This is a genomic window from Kribbella jiaozuonensis, assembly GCF_005233875.1.
Lineage (GTDB): Bacteria > Actinomycetota > Actinomycetes > Propionibacteriales > Kribbellaceae > Kribbella > Kribbella jiaozuonensis.
Map to the genome: position 1 here is coordinate 1 of NZ_SZPZ01000001.1, position 17531 is coordinate 17531.

Annotated in this window: 20 protein-coding genes and 1 tRNA gene; 14 read left to right on the forward strand and 7 right to left on the reverse strand. The window is 68.9% G+C overall.

All coding sequences use genetic code 11. The features are described 5' to 3' along the window. Window positions 1-668: 668 nt before the first annotated feature. On the reverse strand, window positions 669-1310 hold the full coding sequence (gene upp, locus FDA38_RS00005) for a uracil phosphoribosyltransferase (RefSeq protein WP_137252017.1): 642 nt from the start codon (window positions 1308-1310) through the stop codon (window positions 669-671). A gap of 106 nt (window positions 1311-1416) precedes the next feature. Between upp and FDA38_RS00010 the strand changes: the two genes are divergently transcribed. From FDA38_RS00010 to FDA38_RS00030, 5 genes are all read left to right on the forward strand, one after another. Next, the gene (locus FDA38_RS00010; RefSeq protein WP_130445811.1) at window positions 1417-1599 is read left to right on the forward strand and encodes a hypothetical protein; all 183 of its coding nucleotides are present in this window, start codon (window positions 1417-1419) and stop codon (window positions 1597-1599) included. 98 nt (window positions 1600-1697) lie between these two features. Beyond that, window positions 1698-2171, forward strand: coding sequence for a tRNA adenosine deaminase-associated protein (locus FDA38_RS00015; RefSeq protein ID WP_137252018.1), 474 nt, complete (start codon window positions 1698-1700; stop codon window positions 2169-2171). 31 nt (window positions 2172-2202) lie between these two features. Continuing rightward, on the forward strand, window positions 2203-2631 hold the full coding sequence (locus FDA38_RS00020; protein ID WP_137252019.1) for a nucleoside deaminase: 429 nt from the start codon (window positions 2203-2205) through the stop codon (window positions 2629-2631). A 13-nt stretch (window positions 2632-2644) separates the two neighbouring features. Continuing rightward, window positions 2645-2735 (forward strand) — tRNA-Ser (locus FDA38_RS00025). A 98-nt stretch (window positions 2736-2833) separates the two neighbouring features. Continuing rightward, window positions 2834-4345, forward strand: coding sequence for a potassium/proton antiporter (locus FDA38_RS00030; RefSeq protein WP_137252020.1), 1512 nt, complete (start codon window positions 2834-2836; stop codon window positions 4343-4345). Between the two features lie 2 nt (window positions 4346-4347). Here the strand turns inward: FDA38_RS00030 and FDA38_RS00035 are convergent, their stop codons facing one another. Both FDA38_RS00035 and FDA38_RS00040 read right to left on the reverse strand, forming a co-directional pair. Then, window positions 4348-4911 (reverse strand): LytR C-terminal domain-containing protein, encoded by a 564-nt coding sequence (locus tag FDA38_RS00035; protein ID WP_137252021.1) that lies wholly within the window; start codon window positions 4909-4911, stop codon window positions 4348-4350. A gap of 29 nt (window positions 4912-4940) precedes the next feature. Beyond that, window positions 4941-5234 (reverse strand): type II toxin-antitoxin system VapB family antitoxin, encoded by a 294-nt coding sequence (locus FDA38_RS00040; RefSeq protein WP_137252022.1) that lies wholly within the window; start codon window positions 5232-5234, stop codon window positions 4941-4943. Between the two features lie 165 nt (window positions 5235-5399). Between FDA38_RS00040 and FDA38_RS00045 the strand changes: the two genes are divergently transcribed. The 4 genes from FDA38_RS00045 to FDA38_RS00060 all read left to right on the forward strand — a co-directional run bounded on the left by FDA38_RS00045 (window position 5400) and on the right by FDA38_RS00060 (window position 9497). Next, on the forward strand, window positions 5400-6944 hold the full coding sequence (locus FDA38_RS00045) for a helicase HerA-like domain-containing protein (RefSeq protein WP_137252023.1): 1545 nt from the start codon (window positions 5400-5402) through the stop codon (window positions 6942-6944). A gap of 148 nt (window positions 6945-7092) precedes the next feature. Then, entirely contained in the window at window positions 7093-8430 is a 1338-nt protein-coding gene (locus FDA38_RS00050) for a GGDEF domain-containing protein (RefSeq protein WP_137252024.1), read from the forward strand. Window positions 8431-8451: 21 nt separating this feature from the next. After that, window positions 8452-8985, forward strand: coding sequence for a SigE family RNA polymerase sigma factor (locus FDA38_RS00055; protein ID WP_137252025.1), 534 nt, complete (start codon window positions 8452-8454; stop codon window positions 8983-8985). Then, window positions 8982-9497, forward strand: a complete 516-nt coding sequence (locus FDA38_RS00060) for a hypothetical protein (protein ID WP_137252026.1) — start codon at window positions 8982-8984, stop codon at window positions 9495-9497. The genes FDA38_RS00055 and FDA38_RS00060 overlap by 4 nt, the downstream gene beginning before the upstream one ends. Before the next feature lie 602 nt (window positions 9498-10099). Here FDA38_RS00060 and FDA38_RS00065 read toward each other — a convergent pair. After that, window positions 10100-11296 carry an SH3 domain-containing protein gene (locus FDA38_RS00065; protein ID WP_137252027.1) on the reverse strand — a complete coding sequence of 399 codons (1197 nt, stop codon included), beginning with the start codon at window positions 11294-11296 and terminating at the stop codon, window positions 10100-10102. A gap of 155 nt (window positions 11297-11451) precedes the next feature. Between FDA38_RS00065 and FDA38_RS00070 the strand changes: the two genes are divergently transcribed. Beyond that, entirely contained in the window at window positions 11452-11967 is a 516-nt protein-coding gene (locus tag FDA38_RS00070; protein ID WP_134106098.1) for a SigE family RNA polymerase sigma factor, read from the forward strand. Continuing rightward, the gene (locus FDA38_RS00075) at window positions 11967-13073 is read left to right on the forward strand and encodes a hypothetical protein (RefSeq protein ID WP_137252028.1); all 1107 of its coding nucleotides are present in this window, start codon (window positions 11967-11969) and stop codon (window positions 13071-13073) included. The genes FDA38_RS00070 and FDA38_RS00075 overlap by 1 nt, the downstream gene beginning before the upstream one ends. Window positions 13074-13112: 39 nt before the next feature. On the opposite strand, the gene FDA38_RS00080 is transcribed toward FDA38_RS00075, so the two are convergent. Next, window positions 13113-13616, reverse strand: a complete 504-nt coding sequence (locus tag FDA38_RS00080) for a DinB family protein (RefSeq protein ID WP_137252029.1) — start codon at window positions 13614-13616, stop codon at window positions 13113-13115. Then, window positions 13613-14407 carry a helix-turn-helix domain-containing protein gene (locus FDA38_RS00085; RefSeq protein WP_137252030.1) on the reverse strand — a complete coding sequence of 265 codons (795 nt, stop codon included), beginning with the start codon at window positions 14405-14407 and terminating at the stop codon, window positions 13613-13615. The genes FDA38_RS00080 and FDA38_RS00085 overlap by 4 nt, the downstream gene beginning before the upstream one ends. Before the next feature lie 113 nt (window positions 14408-14520). On the opposite strand from FDA38_RS00085, the gene FDA38_RS00090 reads away from it, so the two are divergent. Both FDA38_RS00090 and FDA38_RS00095 read left to right on the forward strand, forming a co-directional pair. After that, window positions 14521-14883, forward strand: coding sequence for a nuclear transport factor 2 family protein (locus tag FDA38_RS00090; RefSeq protein WP_137252031.1), 363 nt, complete (start codon window positions 14521-14523; stop codon window positions 14881-14883). Window positions 14884-14931: 48 nt separating this feature from the next. After that, the gene (locus FDA38_RS00095; RefSeq protein ID WP_137252032.1) at window positions 14932-15669 is read left to right on the forward strand and encodes a phytanoyl-CoA dioxygenase family protein; all 738 of its coding nucleotides are present in this window, start codon (window positions 14932-14934) and stop codon (window positions 15667-15669) included. Here FDA38_RS00095 and FDA38_RS00100 read toward each other — a convergent pair. Next, window positions 15650-16507 carry an aminoglycoside phosphotransferase family protein gene (locus tag FDA38_RS00100; protein ID WP_137252033.1) on the reverse strand — a complete coding sequence of 286 codons (858 nt, stop codon included), beginning with the start codon at window positions 16505-16507 and terminating at the stop codon, window positions 15650-15652. The two genes, FDA38_RS00095 and FDA38_RS00100, sit on opposite strands and share 20 nt — an antisense overlap. An 88-nt stretch (window positions 16508-16595) precedes the next feature. Between FDA38_RS00100 and FDA38_RS00105 the strand changes: the two genes are divergently transcribed. Further along, window positions 16596-17396, forward strand: a complete 801-nt coding sequence (locus tag FDA38_RS00105; RefSeq protein ID WP_137252034.1) for a methyltransferase domain-containing protein — start codon at window positions 16596-16598, stop codon at window positions 17394-17396. Window positions 17397-17531: the final 135 nt, after the last annotated feature.

Consider the following 17531-nt stretch of genomic DNA (forward strand, 5'->3'; position numbering starts at 1 on the left):
CCGCCAACGACTCCACTCCACCCTCGGCTACCGCACCCCACACGAAGCCCTCACCAACCACCAAACCCCCACCGCCGCCTAACCAACAACCCCAACCAACCGTCCACAATCCTTGACACAGCCCACCCCGGGCTTATCGCCCGGAGCATCCCTTCCGGCTATCGCCGGACCTTCCGGCTTATCGCCGGACCTTCCGGCTTATCGCCGGCGTTGCGGGCTATCGCCTGTGGCGACTGCCCCGTGATCACGCGCGTTCGTGGACACAGGTGCTGGTCGTGGCTGGGCGAGCAGCGGCGACCTCCTCAGCACCAACGCCAGCGTCGGCGTCGGCGCGAAGCCGAAGCGTGGGGGCGGGATCGTCCGAGCCAGCTGTTGACGGGTGGCCCGGGCGGTGGATGGTACCTACGTCTCCGGCTGCACCAGCTACCGTCGGGGCGTTCCAGGTGCCGCCAGGTGCTGCGGGCTGCCGCCCCGGCCGCCGCCGGTGACGCACCTGTATTCGGGCAAGCATCCCGCACCATGCAGCCGGGTGCGGCACCCCGCGACTACCAGCTCGGTTCCCCAGCAGTTCCGTCGCTACAACGCCCCGTCCACCGGCCGACCGCCAGCTGTCGGCCGGAGCCGACTTAGCACCCAGCCCTCTATATTTCTTCTTTCTGGCGTGTGACCTACTGAGCCACGCCGTACAAGCGGTCGCCGGCGTCGCCCAGGCCGGGGACGATGTAGCCCTTGTCGTTTAGGTGGGAGTCCATGCCGGCGATTACCAGGTTGCAAGGGACGTCTAGGTGGGTGAGCTCGCGTTCTACGCGTTCTACGCCTTCGGGGGCGGCGAGGAGGCAGATGGCGGTGATGTGGTCGGCGCCGCGGTCGACTAGGAACTGGATAGCGGCGGCTAGTGTGCCGCCGGTTGCGAGCATTGGGTCCAGGACGTAGCACTGGCGGCCGGAGAGGTCTTCGGGGAGGCGTTCGGCGTACGTCGACGCGGTGAGGGTCTGCTCGTTGCGGATCATGCCGAGGAAGCCGACCTCCGCGGTGGGGAGCAGCCGGGACATGCCTTCGAGCATGCCGAGGCCTGCCCGCAGGATCGGCACGACGAGCGGCTTCGGTGCGGTCAGTTTCACGCCCTGTGCCTCGGCGACGGGGGTCTGGACGGTGACCGGGCCGGTGCGGACGTCGCGGGTCGCCTCGTAGGCGAGCAGCGTGACGAGCTCCTCGGTCAGCCGACGGAACGTGGGTGAGTCCGTGTGCTCGTCGCGCAGCGCGGTGAGCTTGTGGGCGACGAGCGGGTGGTCCACGACGAGGATCTGCATAAGCCGGAACGGTACCGTCGGCGATTCGCCTCGGGAAACCTCGCTCGCTGTCAGACTGGAAAGTGCACCGGAATCTGCCCTGCCTCGCCCATCAGGGAGTACGCCGATGACCCTCGAGCCCAGACCGCGCCTGGTGGTTCCCCGCCGCGACCTCGACCGGCTGCGCCGGCGTGCCGAGTTCCTCCGCGAACTCGAGGAGGCGAAGGCTCTCCGCGACCGGATCGCGCCCCGGCGGGCCCGCGTCCGGCAGCTGCGTGAGGCGATGCGGAGAGCGACGTACCATCACTGACTATTGACCGGTGTTGGCGGATCTGATATCGCACCGAGATCGCCTGGAAAGCTGGAGTCTGGGACGATGAGCCGGTGTCTGACGCCACTGTTGGCCCCGTGACCACCGACCTCGATTTCGCGGTCGCCGCTTACACCGAGGACGGGAACTGGACCGTCACCCCGCTGGTACTTCGTGGTGAACCGGACCTCTCCGCGCTGGTGTCGGCCCTGCGCCGGTTCCCGGGCGAGGGCGGTGTGCTGGGCATGGTCTCGGTCGACGAGGACTTCTTCGTACTGGTCCGCGTGGCCGGTGGTCGGGCCCGGTTGCTGATCTCCGACGTGACTGCCGCGACCGAGTGGCCGATCGCCCGGCAGGTCGTGGACGAGCTCGACATCCCGCTGGCCGATGACGACGACGAGCAGGTCCCGGCCGGTGACCTGGCCATCCTCGCCGACCTGGGGATGAGCGCGATGGACCTCGGCGCGCTCTGCGACGACGTCGACCTCTACCCGGAGGAGATGCTCGAGGAGATCGCCGAGGCGCTTGGGTTCGGCAACCAGTTCCACGACGCGATCGAAGCCGTTGGCTAGCCCGCTTCTGCGCCGCGAGTGGTCGCGGTTGATGACGCTCGCGCTGGAGGAGGGCGAGAAGGCGCTGCCCGACGTACCGATCGGGGCGATCGTGGTGGACGCCGACGGCCAGGTGATCGGGCGCGGGCACAACGAGCGTGAGACGACGGGCGATCCGACCGCGCATGCCGAAGTACTCGCGATCCGGGAGGCGGCGCGGCACGTCGGCGAGTGGCGGCTGAGCGGGTGCACGCTGGTCGTCACGCTGGAGCCGTGCACGATGTGCGCCGGGGCGATCGTGCTGTCCCGGCTCGAGCGGCTGGTGTTCGCGGCGTACGACGAGAAGGCGGGCGCGGTCGGCTCGCTGTGGGACGTCGTCCGGGATCGCCGGCTGAACCACCGGCCCGAGGTGATCGGCGGCGTGATGGCCGACGAGGCGGGCGCGCGGCTGCGCGATTTCTTCATTCGTCACCGGCCTTGATATTGTCCTCGGCGGTGGCGTGTCCGAGCGGCCGAAGGAGCGCGCCTCGAAAGCGCGTGACGGGCAACCCCCGTCCGAGGGTTCAAATCCCTCCGCCACCGCCAACCGCCCTTCGGGGCGGAAGATAGGCCGGAGACCCTGATGCTGTGTGATGCGTCAGGGTTTTCGTCTCTCGGGACCTGACGTTCGACGGGAGGGCCCCATGGATGTTTCGGAGCTCGACCGGATTCTGCTGGCGGGGGCTGTGGTCCTGCTGGTCGCGGTCGTCGCCGTTCGGCTGACCGCTCGACTCGGGCTCCCGTCGCTGCTGATCTACCTCGGGATGGGCCTGCTGCTCGGTGAGTCGGGGCCGGGGCACATCCACTTCGAGGATGCGCAGCTGGCGCATGCGCTGGGGTTCGCCGCGCTGGTCGTGATCCTGATCGAGGGCGGCCTGACCACCCGGTGGAACGAAGTACGTCCGGTGATGCCGCTCGGGCTCGTCCTCGCGACGGTCGGGGTCGCGGTCAGCGTCGGTGTGGTCGCCTGCGTGGCGCATTTCGTACTGGGGCTCAGCTGGCAGCTCTCCGTACTGCTGGGAGCGGTGACATCGCCGACAGACGCGGCGGCCGTGTTCTCGGTGCTGAGACGGGTGCCGATCCGGCCGCGGCTGCGTGGGGCGCTGGAGGCCGAGTCCGGTCTGAACGACGCCCCGACCGTGCTGCTGGTCACCCTGGTGAGCACGGGCGAGGTCGGCGAGAAGGGCGTGCTGTCGTTCACCGGCCTGGTGCTGTACGAGCTGGTCGTCGGCGCTCTGTTCGGTCTGCTGATCGGCTGGGTGAGCGTCGGCCTGATCCGGCGGATGGCGCTCAGCTCGGCAGGGCTCTACCCGCTCGCGGTGATGTCGGTGGCCTTCATCTCGTACGCCGGTGGGTCCGTGCTGCTGCATGTGTCGGGGTTCGCAGCTGTTTACGTCACCGCGCTGACGCTCGGGCGGGCGGAGTTGCCGCACCGGATGGCGACCCGGTCGTTCGTGGACGGGATCGCCTGGCTGGCTCAGATCGGGCTGTTCGTGATGCTCGGGCTGCTGGCGTCACCGGGGCGGTTCCGGCTGAACGACGTACTCCTCGCGCTGGTGATCGGGATCGCGGTGACGGTCGTCGGGCGGTTCGCCTCGGTGGCGATCTCGGCGGCTCCGTTCCGGCTGCCGTGGCGGGAGCAGGCGTTCATCTCATGGGCGGGGTTGCGGGGCGCGGTACCGATCGTCCTGGCGACGATCCCGCTCGCTGAGGGGGTTCCGCAGGCGGACCGGATCTTCGACGTGGTCTTCGTACTGGTCCTGCTGTTCACGTTGCTGCAAGGGCCGTCGCTGCCGTGGCTGGCCGGTCGCTTGAAGGTCCTGGACGAGAACGCTGCGCACGAGGTCGACATCGATGTGGCGCCGCTGGAGTCGCTCGGCGCGGACATGCTCCAGGTCCACGTCCCGAGCGAGTCCAGGCTCGCCGGGGTCGAGATCGGCGAGCTGCGGTTGCCGCCGGGCGTCTCGGTCTCGCTCGTCATCCGCGGCGAACACGCCTTCGTGCCGGACCGCCGTACCGTCCTCCGCGCCGCCGACTCACTGCTGGTCGTTGCCCCCAGCCCCGTCCGGGAGCAGACCGTACGCCGCCTACGCGCCGTCTCGCGGGCCGGGCGCCTGGCCGGCTGGTTCGGCGAACGCGGCCGCGAACAGCACTGAGGTCAGTTCGGGTTCTGGCCGGAGGGGATGGGCTGGGGGGTGTGGATAACCGGCAGGCAGACGTTGGTGCCGGGGGCGACCTGGACCGACGGGATGCCCTTGAGGCGGACCGAGCCGAAGCCGGCGCCGATGACCAGGTCGACGGTGTGGTCGGTGCGGCCGTCGGCGACCGGAACGGCCTTCTGGTTCAGCTGGCCGGCGACCAGCGTCAGCTCCGGCGAGTTCGCGGCGACACCGCGGAGCTCGGCGACGTCGACCTTGTTGCCCTTGGGCTCGTTGGAGACCTTGCCGATGTTGAAGCCGCGCTTCTTCAGCGCGTCGGCGACCCGCTGCGCGGAGCCCGCCCTCGCGCCGCCGTTGTACACGTTCAGCACGACCTGCTTCGGGACCAGCCGGTTGTTCGCCAGCTTCTGCTCGACGCAGGTCGGCTCGGCGCTGCTGTTGATCAGGGACTTCCAGCCCCACCAGCCGCCGCCGGCGAGAATGCCGAGCAGGATCACCATCGTGATCGGCGTACGCCAGCGAATGCGTGAATGCGGCCGCGGTTGCGGATGGATCGCTGTCATCGGCTCAACCCCCCGTGAGCAGACATGGGTCAGTCCACTACCAAGACCCGAGCGTGGAGAACAGAACGCTGCTGCAACGCGGCCCGGAGGGCGCGGTGCAGGCCGTCCTCGAGGTACATGTCGCCCTTCCACTCCACCACGTGCGCGAACAGGTCGCCGTAGAAGGTCGAGTCCTCGTCGAGCAGCGCGTTCAGGTCAAGGGTGCCCTTCGTCGTGACGAGTTCGTCCAGCCGCACCTGCCGTGGCGGCAGCGAGGACCAGTCCTTCGGCCGCAGCCCATGGTCCGGGTACGGCCGGTCTTCCCCGACGCGCTTGAAGATCACCTCCCGAAGTCTAGCGGGGTAACAGGTCTCAGGTGCAGGTCATGAATGTCACCGGAATAGTCCGGAGCTGGAAGCAACCTTTTGGTGCCGTTCAAGCGTCCAGATGGATGGTGAGTACTAGCATGCCGACCGGGTAGTTCCGTCAACCGGGGAAGGCACGCTGAGATGGCCGAGTCAGATGTCGTGGAGACCGTCAAGCAGGGGTACGCGTTCGAGGGCGCGGCCCTCGAGCTGGGTGCGCTGCTGGTCGACGGTGAGCCGAAACCGGAGGCAGCGGTCCGGATCCCGCTCGGGATGATGAACCGGCACGGCCTGGTCGCGGGCGCCACCGGTACCGGAAAGACGAAGACTCTTCAGTTAATGGCGGAGCAACTGTCCGCGGCGGGCGTCGCGGTGTTCGCGGCCGACATCAAGGGCGACCTGTCGGGCGTCTCGCAACCCGGCGAGGGGAACGACAAGCTGCTGGCACGGACGAAGTCCATCGGCCAGGACTGGACCGCGACCGGCTTCCCGACCGAGTTCTACGCGCTCGGCGGCCAGGGCACCGGCATCCCGATCCGCGCCACGATCACGTCGTTCGGGCCGGTGCTGCTGTCCAAGGTGCTCGGGCTCAACGACGTACAGGAGTCGTCGCTCGGGCTGATCTTCCACTACGCCGACAAGGCCGGGCTGACGCTGCTGGACATCAAGGACCTGCGCGCGGTCATCCAGCACCTGACCTCGGACGAGGGCAAGGACGACCTGAAGGAGCTCGGCGGGCTGTCGGCGGCCACCGCGGGCGTCATCCTGCGGTCGCTGATCGGGTTCGCGGACCAGGGCGCGGAGGCGTTCTTCGGCGAGCCGGAGTTCGACACCGCGGACCTGCTGCAGCAGCGCGACGGCAAGGGGCTCATCTCGCTGCTCGAGCTGCCGAACCTGCAGGACCGGCCGGCGCTGTTCTCCACGTTCCTGATGTGGCTGCTCGCCGACCTGTTCCACGACCTGCCCGAGGTCGGCGATGTGGACAAGCCGAAGCTGGTGTTCTTCTTCGACGAGGCGCACCTGCTGTTCAACGACGCATCGAAGGCGTTCCTGGCCGCGATCGCGCAGACCGTCCGGCTGATCCGGTCGAAGGGTGTCGGCGTGTTCTTCGTGACGCAGACGCCGAAGGACGTGCCGGACGACGTACTGGCGCAGCTCGGTTCGCGGGTCCAGCACCAGCTGCGGGCGCACACGCCGAACGATGCGAAGGCACTGAAGGCGACCGTGTCGACGTTCCCGAGCTCGTCGTACGACCTGGGCGAGGTGCTGACCCAGCTCGGGATCGGCGAGGCGATCGTGACCGTGATGAACGAGAAGGGCGCGCCGACCCCGGTCGCGTGGACCCGGTTGCGTGCGCCGCAGTCGCTGATGGCGCCGGCCTCTGCGGAGCAGCAGACCGCAGCGGTGCAGGCCTCGCCGAACAACGCGAAGTACTCGCAGGCGGTCGACCGCGAGTCGGCGTACGAGATCCTGGCGGCGAAGGTGCAGGCCGGCGCGGCGCAGGCCGAGGCCGAGAAGCAGGCCCAGGAGCAGGCGAAACAACCGCAGCAGGAGTCTCGGCCGCGGTCGCAGAAGCAGGAGAAGTCGGTGGTCGAGCAGGTGATCGGTTCGTCGGTGTTCAAGCAGTTCGCCCGGTCGGCCGGGCGGGAGATCGTCCGCGGGCTTTTCGGCGCTGCCCGAAAGCGCTGATCTTCCTTCCGTGCAAGGGAAAACCCGCGGATGATAGTTGATCAAACGACTGAATACTGAAGGACTGTCGATCGTTTCCACATCGTCATCCACAGCCGCGCCGCCACGGATTGGGACCTGACGCTCACTCGTCGTACCGTGTGAGGTGATGGTTGCACAGAGTAGGCGAGCGATACGTTCCTGGGCGCTCTGGACCCTGACGGTCCCGGCGTTCTTCGTCGTGGTGCTCGTCGACCTGGCCGCGATCGGGTACGGCGTGCAGGCGTTCACGGACCGCCCCGACTGGCGCGGCCTGGATGTGGTGTTCGCGCTGACCGTCTCGGCGCTGATCTCGGTCGAGGGCGCCCGCCGGGTGGAGAACCGGCGGCGGCGCGGCGGCGCGCTGCACAAGGACCTCGCTCCGGCCTGGATGATCGCCGCGGCCGTGATCCTGCATCCCGCGCTGGCGATCCTGGTCGCCGTACTGCTCCGGATCTGGTGGCGGATCCGCGCCGGCAAGTGCATCCCGTACCGGTGGGCCTTCTCGACCGCGGTGCATGTGCTCGCGGTCGGCGCCGCGCACGCGGTCTTCGTCTCGCTCCGCGACGTCACCAGCGGCGGCCTCGGTCTGGTCGTCTCGATGGTCGGCGCCTCGGCGGCGTACGTCGCGACCGACACCCTGCTCTGTGGGCTGGCGATCTCGCTGATCATCCCGGGCAGCAGCCGCCGCGAAGCCGTCGGCGGGCTGGACGACCTGGGCACCGACGCGACCGCCGCCACACTCGGCTGTCTGCTCGCGGCCGCCTGCCTGATCAGCCCGTGGTTCGCGTTCGTGGCGATTCCGATCACGCTGACCGCGCAGCGGGCGTTGCTGCTCGGCCAGTTGGAGTCGGAGGCGCAGACGGATCCGAAGACCAGCCTGACGCGGGTCGACTGGTGGCGTCGGCGTACCGAGGAGATGCTGCGGACCTCGCGGACCCAGCGTGAGCCGATGGCGGTGCTGCTGATCGACATCGACCACTTCAAGCAGGTCAATGACCGGCACGGCCACCTGGTCGGTGACGAGGCGCTGCGTGCAGTCGCGACGATCCTGCGCAGCGCGATCCGCGTGAAGGACGTGATCGGGCGGTTCGGCGGCGAGGAGTTCGTGATCGCGCTGCCGGACACCGGGATCGATGAAGCAACGGTCACCGCGGATCGGCTTCGCAACGCGGTGTCGGCGAGTCCGCTGGCCGCGATGTGTGCCGGCGTACTCGACGATCCGGACCTCGATCCGGACACCTTCCATCTGACTGTGAGCATCGGGGTCGCGGTTTATCCGAACGACGGGGCGACCGTGGACGACCTGTTGCTGCGTGCGGATCGTGCGATGTACGCCGCCAAGGCCGCCGGACGCGACCGGGTCCGCCTGGCCGCCGACACCATCGCGCTGCCCCGGCTGACCGCGTCCACACAATTCTCCGAACAAGCAGAACCTTTGGCCCAGGCGCAGCGTCCTGTGAGGTGAGGGCGGCAGGACGGAGCGCAGATGGCGGCAACGGGGAGTCGTGACGACGACTTCACGGCTTTCGTGCTGGCCAGATCCGCGCGGTTGGTGCACTTCGCGCGGATGCTGTGCGGCGACGCCGGCCTCGCCGAGGACCTGGTGCAGAACGCGCTCGAGAAGGCGTACCTGCGCTGGGACCGGATCGAGATGGCCGACCCGTTCGCGTACGTCCGACAGGCCGTGGTCAACCAGCATCTGTCCTGGGTACGACGGCGGCCGTGGCGGGAGCGTCCGAGCGGCGGGGCGACCGAACTGGATCTGTTCCTCGGGCCTGTTGTCGATGATCCGTCCGGTGCGGTCAATCGGCGGGTGGGGCTGGGGGCCGCACTCGCGACGCTGAGCCGGCGGGAGCGTGCGGTTGTCGTCCTGCGGTATGTCGAGGATCTGACCGAGCGGCAGACCGCGGAGGTCCTCGGGGTCGCGGTCGGCACGGTGAAGAGCGCCAACGCGCGGGCCCTGGAGAAGCTGCGCGCTGCTCCGGAGCTGAGCGGCGTACCGGTGGGGGAGCGAACATGAACGACATCGAGGACGAACTGCGGGGTCTGCTGGCGCCGGGGGACGCCGGTACGCCGCTGGATCCAACGCGGGTGATCGCTGGGGCGCAGCGCCGGCGTGGTCGACGGAATCTGGCGACAGTTGCTGCTTCGGTTGCTGTCGTGTCGGTGGTGGCAGGAGGGGTGGTCGGGAGCCACTCGCGCGGTGGTCCACCGGAGCCCGCTCGGCCGGGGCCTGCGCCTACCGCGGTGGTCCCCACGCCAACTCCGATGCCCCCGACTACTACTCCGACCATGCCGCCGACGGCGACTCCGACGTACCCCACGCGAATGAGCCCGTCGCCGACGCACGCGACGCCTCCCACCGCGATACCACCGACTGCGCCGCCGTCCAGGATGCCGACGAACGTGCCGCTCCGCCCACCGACCTCCCCCACCGCGTCCTTGCCGACGCCGGCCCGTGGCCTTGTCCCAACCGCCACCCCCAGCCGCTCGGCCCACACGGAGACGCCAACCCTCGCCCCGACGCGCTGAGCAGAACCTTTCCGCGGCGGTTCGCGTCCTTCAGCCCGACCGAATACCAGAAGGTTGCGGAGGGCAACGATGAGAGAAGTAGGACCGAACCGGCGCGTCACCCGGCTGCTGCTGGGCGGGATCGCGGCCGCGGCCGTGGTGGTTGTCGCAGTCGCGGGGACGGCGATGGCGCGCAGCGGCTCGGCAGACGACGGTACGCCGGTCCACGCCACCCCGAGCCCGTCACCCAACCGACCAACCGTTTCCCCAAGCCGCACCCCCGACCAACCGACTGCCTCCCCAAGCCCCGTCCCACCCAGAACCCCAACCCTCCCGCCAACGGTCTCCCCAACCCGCGGCCCCCGCCCCGTACCAACCCTCCCGCCAACAGCGACGCCAGGCCGCGTTCCGACGGTTGCACCAACCAGAGCCCCGCGACCGGTCCCGCCAACCGCGACACCAACCCGCTGGTCGACGCCGTTGCCGAGCGCAACCCCAACCCAGCCCCCACGCGCCGCCCGCCCCACGCCAACTCAGGCCGGCAAGTAGCTCAGTCGGTTACAGAACAAGCGCCGGACCGCACGCACGTTGAGCGTGTGGCCGGCGCTTGTCGGGAGTTGGGGTCAGCAGGTGCTGAAGGTGCCTGCTGAGATCCAGGCTTTGGCTACGTACATGCCGGTGTTTACTCGGAGCCAGATGTTGGTGGTGCCTTGGGAGCCGGTGACGGATTCGCCGGTTGTTTGGCATTCGACGGTTACCTGGGCGGATTTGCCGGCCATGCCTACGACTGCGCCGGTCGAGTTCGGTGCGTTGCGGACGTTGAGGTAGCCGGACGAGATCGAGACCGTCCCGCGGCCGCCGTCGCCTGTCCACAGGTAGGTGACGTCTACGAATGAGTTATCCGCGAGCTTCAGCGCATCCCAGAACACCCCGTCCGCAAGGTCGATCCCCGCCGGGTTCGCAACGATCCGGCCGAACTGGTCCTTTCTGCCGTTGTACCCGTCCTGGTACGCCGCCTGTGCCTCGGGCTTGCCCTGCGGCAGGTCCTTCCACATCTCGCGGGTGGCGCTCGGGTTCCAGTAGTCGTCCTTCGTGTTCCACGGGCCGACATCCCAGACCGGTTCGAAGGCACACCGCGACGCAGTACAGACCTTCACCGAGTACGTGCCCGATCCGTTGCCGGACAGTCCGCGCCGTGAGGGCAGCGCGACGAAGTGGTCGCGGCTGACGATCACGTGACCGTTGGCCGTCGTACCGCCGACCAGACCTTCGCGGGTGGCGAACACGTGCGACTTGAGCGGCGCGGCCTGGACGCTCATCCGGGGGGCCGCGACCTTGTCAGTCGGCTGCACGGTCAGATCGGCGACGGACGGGCTGCCGCCGGTCGGTGGCGCGGTGAGGATCACCCGCAGCTGGACCTGGTCGCTGGCACCGGGCAGAGCGGTAGGTGTGCCCGCAGGTGCAGTTGTCCACTCCGACCATCGGTTGTTGATCCACGAGCGGACCGCGACGTCGGCGGATGAGCCATCCGGCGTACCGGACGTATAGCCGACGATCACGGCCGAGGTAGGAGCGGCGAAGCGGACCGGCGTGAGCTCGGCCAGGCCGGTGCGTTGGTTGAGCTTGGTCGAGCCGATGGCGGCAGGTGCGTCGCCGAGGATGATGCGCCTGCCCTCGACGCGAACGTTGCTCGATCCGGCAACAGGCTGGGACACAACGGTGGGATCGGGGGTGGCGGCGGTGCTGGGCAAGGTTGCGGTAAAGATCGCCGCGGTCACGGCCAGACAGGCGGCGAGTGCGGCTGGGCGGCTGGTACGCATGGGCGGAACCTCCGGGGCGGTGAAGGCTTGTGCACCCAATGTGACAAACAAACACCACCCCTGTATAGACCGTGAATAAATTTCTCCTGACCGAACAGAACCCGATCGGTGACTCAGCGGGTTTGGACCGGTGTGACAGAGGCTGAGGAGAATCGATGACCCGGACCGCGGACGCCGACTTCGAGCGATTCGTCGTGGCGCAGTCGACCCCCTTGCTCCGCTTCGCGGAGATGTTGTGCGGCGATCGGCACACCGCCGAGGACCTCGTGCAGCAGGCGTTGATGCGGTCGTATCCGAAATGGCACCGGCTGGAGGGCGACCCGTTGCGGTTCGTCCGGCGGGTGCTGGTCAACCGATTCCTCTCCCAGGCCCGCCGGCGCTGGAACAACGAAGTACCCAGTGATCCGGTAGCAAACGATTGGGACCAGCGAGCGGTGGCGGACTTCGCCGGGGCGGTCCAGACCAGGGAGGCCGTGCTCTCGGCCCTCAACGGTCTGACCGTCCGGGAGAGAGCCGTGGTCGCGCTGCGCTACTCGCAGGATCTCTCCGAGGCCGAGACCGCCGAGCTCCTCGGTATGGCGACCGGGACCGTGAAGAGCACGGCCTCCCGGGCGCTGGCCAAGTTGCGTCTGGCACCCGACCTGATCGACAGCGGAGTTGGAGGAAACTGATGAGTGACGAGCAGCAAGTGCGCAACGCGCTGACCTATGAGATGGAGCCGTGGCAGCCGGACGCCGGTGACCTGATGCGGCGCGGCAAGCGGCTGACCTGGCTGCGCCGGGGACTGGCCGCGGCCGGCGTCACCGCCCTGGCCGGGACCGTCGCGACGGTGTCCGCCGCGGTCGGCGGACCGACCCTTGCGGTCAAGAACATCCTGGCCGGCGGAAAGCCGCCGGTGCCGGCGGTGATTCCGGCCGGTACGCCGTCGGCGCCGTCGATCGACCCGACCTGCCTGCCGGCCAAGCCGAAGCTGCCGAAGGTGGTCGTGAACAAGACCATCGACCCGAACAACCCGCCGAAGCCCACGCTGCCGGCCAAGCCCACCCTGCCCGCCAAGCCAACCCTGCCCTCGCTGCCGACCGGCAAGGTGACGCTGCCCAGCAAGCCGAGCCTGCCGGCCACCCGGCCCTCGTTGCCTGGTAAGCCGACCCTGCCGGCGGGCAAGCCGACGCTGCCGGCGCGCCCGGGCATCCCCACCACCAAGCCCACCTGGCCGACGACGAAGCCGACGCTCCCGGGCAAGCCTTCGATCCCGACCACCAAGCCGACCCTGCCAACACTGCCGACGCTTCCGACCGGCAAGCCGAGCCTGCCGGCGAAGCCGACCCTCCCGTCGCTTCCGACCGCCAAGCCCACGCTGCCGGCCAAGCCCACGCTGCCGGCCAAGCCCACGCTGCCGGCCAAGCCCACGCTGCCGGCCAAGCCGAGCCTGCCGACGGCCAAGCCGTCCCTGCCCGGCAAGCCCGCGGTCCCGGCCGTGCCGGACTGCGTGCAGGGTGTGCCGACCGGAAAGCCGACCCTGCCGAGCAAGCCCAACCTGCCCGGCAAGCCGAACATCCCGACCGCGAAGCCGACCGCGCCGAAGCTGCCGACGGCGACAGTCTCCGCTGGTGTGACGGTGACGGTCCCGGTCAAGCCGCACAGCAAGCCGACGCTGCCGAAGCCGTCGATCCCGACGACGAAGCCGACGCTGCCGGTCCCGACCTCGAAGCCGAGCTTCCCGACGCCGAGCTTCCCGACGGCGTTCCCCACCGGCCACCCCTCCTCCGGCCGGTAGGGCTCCCGGCCACCGGCGAGTAGGCCCTCCCTGCAAGACCTACTCGCCGGTGGCCCCATCCACGAGCTCGCGGGCCACGTCCAAGTGGCCCGCGTGCCGTGCGTACTCCTGCAGGACGTGGAACAAGATCCAGTTCAGCGTGGGCCGATCGTCCGGTCCGAACCGTCCGCCTGCCTCGGCAATCTCAGCCGGGTCCGCACCGCCGACCAGCTGCCGCGTGAACTCACCGCCCGCGTGCAGCTGGGCCAGCAGGCTCTCCAGCGAGTCGTCCGCCGTCACCGCCCAGCGACCGTCGGGATCGTCGCCCGAGTCGCCCCACGGATGCTCGACCTGCTCACCGGTGAAACCCCAGCGCAGCCACCGTCGCTCCATGAAGACCAGATGCTTCAGCAACTCGAGTGGCGACCACCCCGACGGCAACCGGCTGCCGCGCAGCTCGGCGTCGCTCAGGCCGGTCAGCTTCTTCTCGATGATCTCGCGGTAGCGGTCGAGGTACTGCAGATGCAGCTCGATCGTGTCGGTGACATCCCTGGCAGGCTTCACGAAAGACCTCGCAGGTACTCGGCGGTCGCGTCGTCGGCAGGATAGAACGACTCGATCATCAGCTCCGACACCGTCACATCGAGCGGCGTCCCGAACGTCGCGATCATCGTCAGCAGCGACAGTTCCCGCCCGTCGTGCGTGAGCCTGAACGGTACGACGACCTCGGCAGGGCCGGGCGGCGCCGGCCTGTCGTCGGCGGCGTACGCGCGGAGTTCGTCGTACAGGTCCTGGAGCTCGGGGTCGGCCGTGCTCGCGGCCTGGCGTTGCAGGCTGGCGAGTGCGCTGGCGCGGACCTCGGCGATGTTGCCGATCCGCTTGGCCAGGCCGTCCGGGTGCAGAGTCAGCCGGAGCGCGTTGATCGGTGCCTGAAGCAACTTCTCGTCGACGCCGGCGGTGAAGAGCTGGATGCCGGCGTTCGCCTCGACGATGTTCCACCAGCGGTCGACGACGAGCGCCGGGAACGGCTCGTGGGCCTTGAGCAGGCGGCGCAGCGTCGTACGGACGGCAAGCATCGCCGGCGAGTGCAGCGACGCCTCGCTGTAGATCGGCGCGAACCCGCCGGCGAGCAGCAGCTGGTTCCGGTCCCGCAGCGGTACGTCGAGGTGCTCGGCGAGCCGCAGCACCATGTCCCGGCTCGGCTTGGACCGCCCGGTCTCGACGAAACTCACATGCCGGGTGGACACCTCGACCCGGTTCGCCAGCTCGAGCTGGCTGAGCCGGCGGCGCTCCCGCCACCCGCGCAGAAGCTCGCCCACCGGGCGCTGGAACGTCTCCTCGATCGTTGCTGCCATACCCAGACCGTAGCGGTCGGCGTAGACATCGCCATTACCTCTGACGTCATCGACCGCGTGCCGGGTACGGCGGCAAGGTTCTGGTCATCGAAACCTTCCGAGGAGGAAACACCATGAACGCAACGACTCTCGCCGACCAGTACTTCGCGATGTGGAACGCCGCCGACGCCGATCGCCGGGCCGAGCTCATCGCCGGTACCTGGACCGACGACGCGACCTTCCAGGACCCGAGCTTCGAGACCACCGGCCACGACGAGCTGAACAAACTGGTCGGTGCCGCGCAGCAGATGTTCCCGGGCCTGTCCTTCGTCCGTACCGGCGACATCGACGAGCACCACACGTACCTGCGCTGGACCTGGCACCTCAAGGCCGACGGGCAGGAGCCGGTGGCCGGCGGCACCGACATCGTCGTACTCGACGGCGACGGCAAGATCCAGAAGCTGATCGGCTTCCACGACTTCGCGCCCGAGCACTGAGGCGTTAATTGGGTGGAAGCCCGGCGGTGGGCGGAGCAGCATGGGCGGATGCTCACCGCCGAAGAGCTGGATGTGTTCGAGCGCGACGGGATCGTGAAGCTCCCGTCCGCGTTCTCCGCCGACGATGCCGCGCGGATGCGGGACGGGTTGTGGGACGAACTGTCCGCGCGGCACGGGATGGATCGCGACGACCGTTCGACCTGGACGCCGACGCGTCCGACGAGTTTGAAGAGCACGAAGTCGTCTCGCGCGGCCCACGCGATCCTCGGCCCGCGGGTGCGATCGGCGCTCGACGGCCTGCTCGGCGACTGGATCGAGCCGAGGCACCAGGGGCAGGTCCTCGTCACGATGCCGGAGGGCGTGCCGTGGGCCGTGCCGCATCGCCAGTGGCACACCGACGTGGGCTACGAGGAAGCCCCCGAGGCCGTGAAGATCTGGGCGTTGCTGGGCGATCTCGAGCCTGGTGGCGGCGGGACACCACAGGTCGCGGGTTCGCACAAGGTGATCGAACGGTTCTTGACCACGACCGACGAGCGCGAGTTCAAAGCGGTGCGAGACGCCGTACTGCGGTCAGACCCGTGGTTCCGCAACCTGACGTCGGAGGAGCGCACCGTGGACCCGATGGCGCCGGCCGACCTCGATGGCCTGCCGGTCCGCGTCATTGAGCTCATCGGTGAGGCCGGTGACGTGTACCTGACCCATCCGTGGATCCTGCACTCGATCGCGCCCAACGCGGCCGACACACCCCGGATGATGCGCAGCCGCTTCATCTACAGAGGGCGTTGACCAGCCGGGCGCAACGCACCGGGTCCTCGGTCAGACCCGAGTTCAGTCCCCACAGCCAGTAGTCGACCGTCCGCCAGATCACCCAGTCGCGGGCGCGGTCGCGGTCCAGACCGGCCTCACGGACCGCGAGATCGAAGTACGGGACGATCTCGGTCATCTTGTCGAGGTCCCACCACAGAACACGGCCGAGGTCGAACTCGATGTCGCCGCGATACAGCACCGGGTCGACCGTCAGCCACGGCTCCCGATGCCCGGCGAGCACCTGGCCGGAGTGGAAATCGCCGTTGACCGCCGCGGTCGACGTGGTCTCGGTCGGGGCGACGTCGAGCGCCTCGCGCAGGATCGCGACGTCGAACGGGCGGCCGAGCCGCTCCCACTGCGGCTCCAGTTCAGCCGACCGCGTCGTCACGATGTCCGCGGTCGACGGCGCGTCGTCCGGCCCGGGTACGGCGAGTCTGCGCATCATCTGCCCGAGTACGGCGATTGCCTCGTCGATGGGCCGCGTCGTCAACGGGGTCGACAACCGTTCGAGCAGCATCGCCCCGGCCTCGGCATCGTCGTCGAGCAACAGGACCATGCCGCGGCCGTCCCACCACTTCAGCGCGCGAACCTGCTTCGTCACCTCGTCCCCGGGCAGCGACATCCGCAGCGCGAGCTCCATGCCGTCCCGTGTCACCGGTACGACGATCGCGTTCGACCCGTGCGCGACCGGACCGTCGATGGCAAGGTTCCAGCGGCGGCATTGCGCGTCGACTGCCTGGGGCAACGACTCCAACCACGCCTGCCCTTGCGTCCACCAACCTGGCATCTGGAGGAACGTCTCGGGCAGCTCGATCACCCTGGAACCGTAGGGGGCAACCCGGGGCAGCGCTTCCGATTTCCAGAAGGCCTCCCCGGAAACGGGATCGCAGACCATGATGTGGGACATGGGCGGAGAGGTTGATGTTGACGGGTTGCAGTTCGACCCCGGGCTTTCCCGGCAGATCGAGTCGGTGTACACGACGCCGGATGTAGTCGAGCAGCGACGGGTGGTGCGGGCGGCCTTGGCGTTGCGGCCGGGGGACCGCGTGCTGGACGTCGGTGTGGGGCCGGGTCTGCTGGCGGCGGAGATGGCCGGTGAGGTCGGGCCGGACGGGCGGATCTGCGGGATCGACATCAGCGAGAGCATGCTGGCGATCGCGGGTACCCGTACGGATGTCCCCGGCGGTCCCGGGATCGAACTGGAGCTGGCCTCGGCCGCACGGATCCCGCATCCGGCGGAGAGCTTCGACGTGGTCGTGTCGACTCAGGTCTTCGAGTACGTCGACGACGTGGCCCGCGCGCTCGAGGAGGTACGGCGGGTGCTCCGGCCGGCCGGTCGCGTCGTACTGCTCGACACGGACTGGGGTTCGCTGGTGTGGCGGTCGAGTGACGACGAGCGAATGGCCCGGGTGCTGACTGCCTTCGAGGACCATCTGGCCGATCCGCATCTGCCCCGGACGCTGGCCGACGTACTGGCCAGGTCCGGTTTCACCCTGACCCACGAGCAGGTGGTGCCGATCCTCAACACGGCGTACGACGCGCGCACGTACAGTGCCGGATTGATCGACATCGTGTCGGACTTCGTGCCCGGTCATGCCGGCGTGACGGAGGACGACGCGCGTGCCTGGGCGGACGATCTGCGGAGTCTGGGGCCGAGCTACTTCTTCAGCCTGAACAGGTATCTGTTCGTCGCGTCCGCACTGTGAGACCCCGTACCCCGGCGGGTGCATCCTGGGAGAGACACACCCGCCGGGCCGGTCGTTCTCCCGCCCCTCAGTGGGAGAACTCGCGGCTCGGTGAACACCACCCATGCCCGAATGGCACTGACCGAACCGCGGGAC

Excerpts from the sequence above, each read along its gene's own strand:
- FDA38_RS00050 (WP_137252024.1), top strand. The coding sequence starts at position 7,093 with ATGGTTGCACAGAGTAGGCGAGCGATACGTTCCTGGGCGCTCTGGACC.
- FDA38_RS00010 (WP_130445811.1), top strand. The coding sequence starts at position 1,417 with ATGACCCTCGAGCCCAGACCGCGCCTGGTGGTTCCCCGCCGCGACCTC.
- FDA38_RS00090 (WP_137252031.1), top strand. The coding sequence starts at position 14,521 with ATGAACGCAACGACTCTCGCCGACCAGTACTTCGCGATGTGGAACGCC.
- FDA38_RS00035 (WP_137252021.1), bottom strand. The coding sequence starts at position 4,911 with ATGACAGCGATCCATCCGCAACCGCGGCCGCATTCACGCATTCGCTGG.
- FDA38_RS00075 (WP_137252028.1), top strand. The coding sequence starts at position 11,967 with ATGAGTGACGAGCAGCAAGTGCGCAACGCGCTGACCTATGAGATGGAG.
- FDA38_RS00020 (WP_137252019.1), top strand. The coding sequence starts at position 2,203 with ATGACGCTCGCGCTGGAGGAGGGCGAGAAGGCGCTGCCCGACGTACCG.
- FDA38_RS00030 (WP_137252020.1), top strand. The coding sequence starts at position 2,834 with ATGGATGTTTCGGAGCTCGACCGGATTCTGCTGGCGGGGGCTGTGGTC.
- FDA38_RS00085 (WP_137252030.1), bottom strand. The coding sequence starts at position 14,407 with ATGGCAGCAACGATCGAGGAGACGTTCCAGCGCCCGGTGGGCGAGCTT.
- FDA38_RS00060 (WP_137252026.1), top strand. The coding sequence starts at position 8,982 with ATGAACGACATCGAGGACGAACTGCGGGGTCTGCTGGCGCCGGGGGAC.
- FDA38_RS00070 (WP_134106098.1), top strand. The coding sequence starts at position 11,452 with ATGACCCGGACCGCGGACGCCGACTTCGAGCGATTCGTCGTGGCGCAG.
- FDA38_RS00065 (WP_137252027.1), bottom strand. The coding sequence starts at position 11,296 with ATGCGTACCAGCCGCCCAGCCGCACTCGCCGCCTGTCTGGCCGTGACC.
- FDA38_RS00105 (WP_137252034.1), top strand. The coding sequence starts at position 16,596 with ATGGGCGGAGAGGTTGATGTTGACGGGTTGCAGTTCGACCCCGGGCTT.
- FDA38_RS00045 (WP_137252023.1), top strand. The coding sequence starts at position 5,400 with ATGGCCGAGTCAGATGTCGTGGAGACCGTCAAGCAGGGGTACGCGTTC.
- upp (WP_137252017.1), bottom strand. The coding sequence starts at position 1,310 with ATGCAGATCCTCGTCGTGGACCACCCGCTCGTCGCCCACAAGCTCACC.
- FDA38_RS00055 (WP_137252025.1), top strand. The coding sequence starts at position 8,452 with ATGGCGGCAACGGGGAGTCGTGACGACGACTTCACGGCTTTCGTGCTG.
- FDA38_RS00095 (WP_137252032.1), top strand. The coding sequence starts at position 14,932 with ATGCTCACCGCCGAAGAGCTGGATGTGTTCGAGCGCGACGGGATCGTG.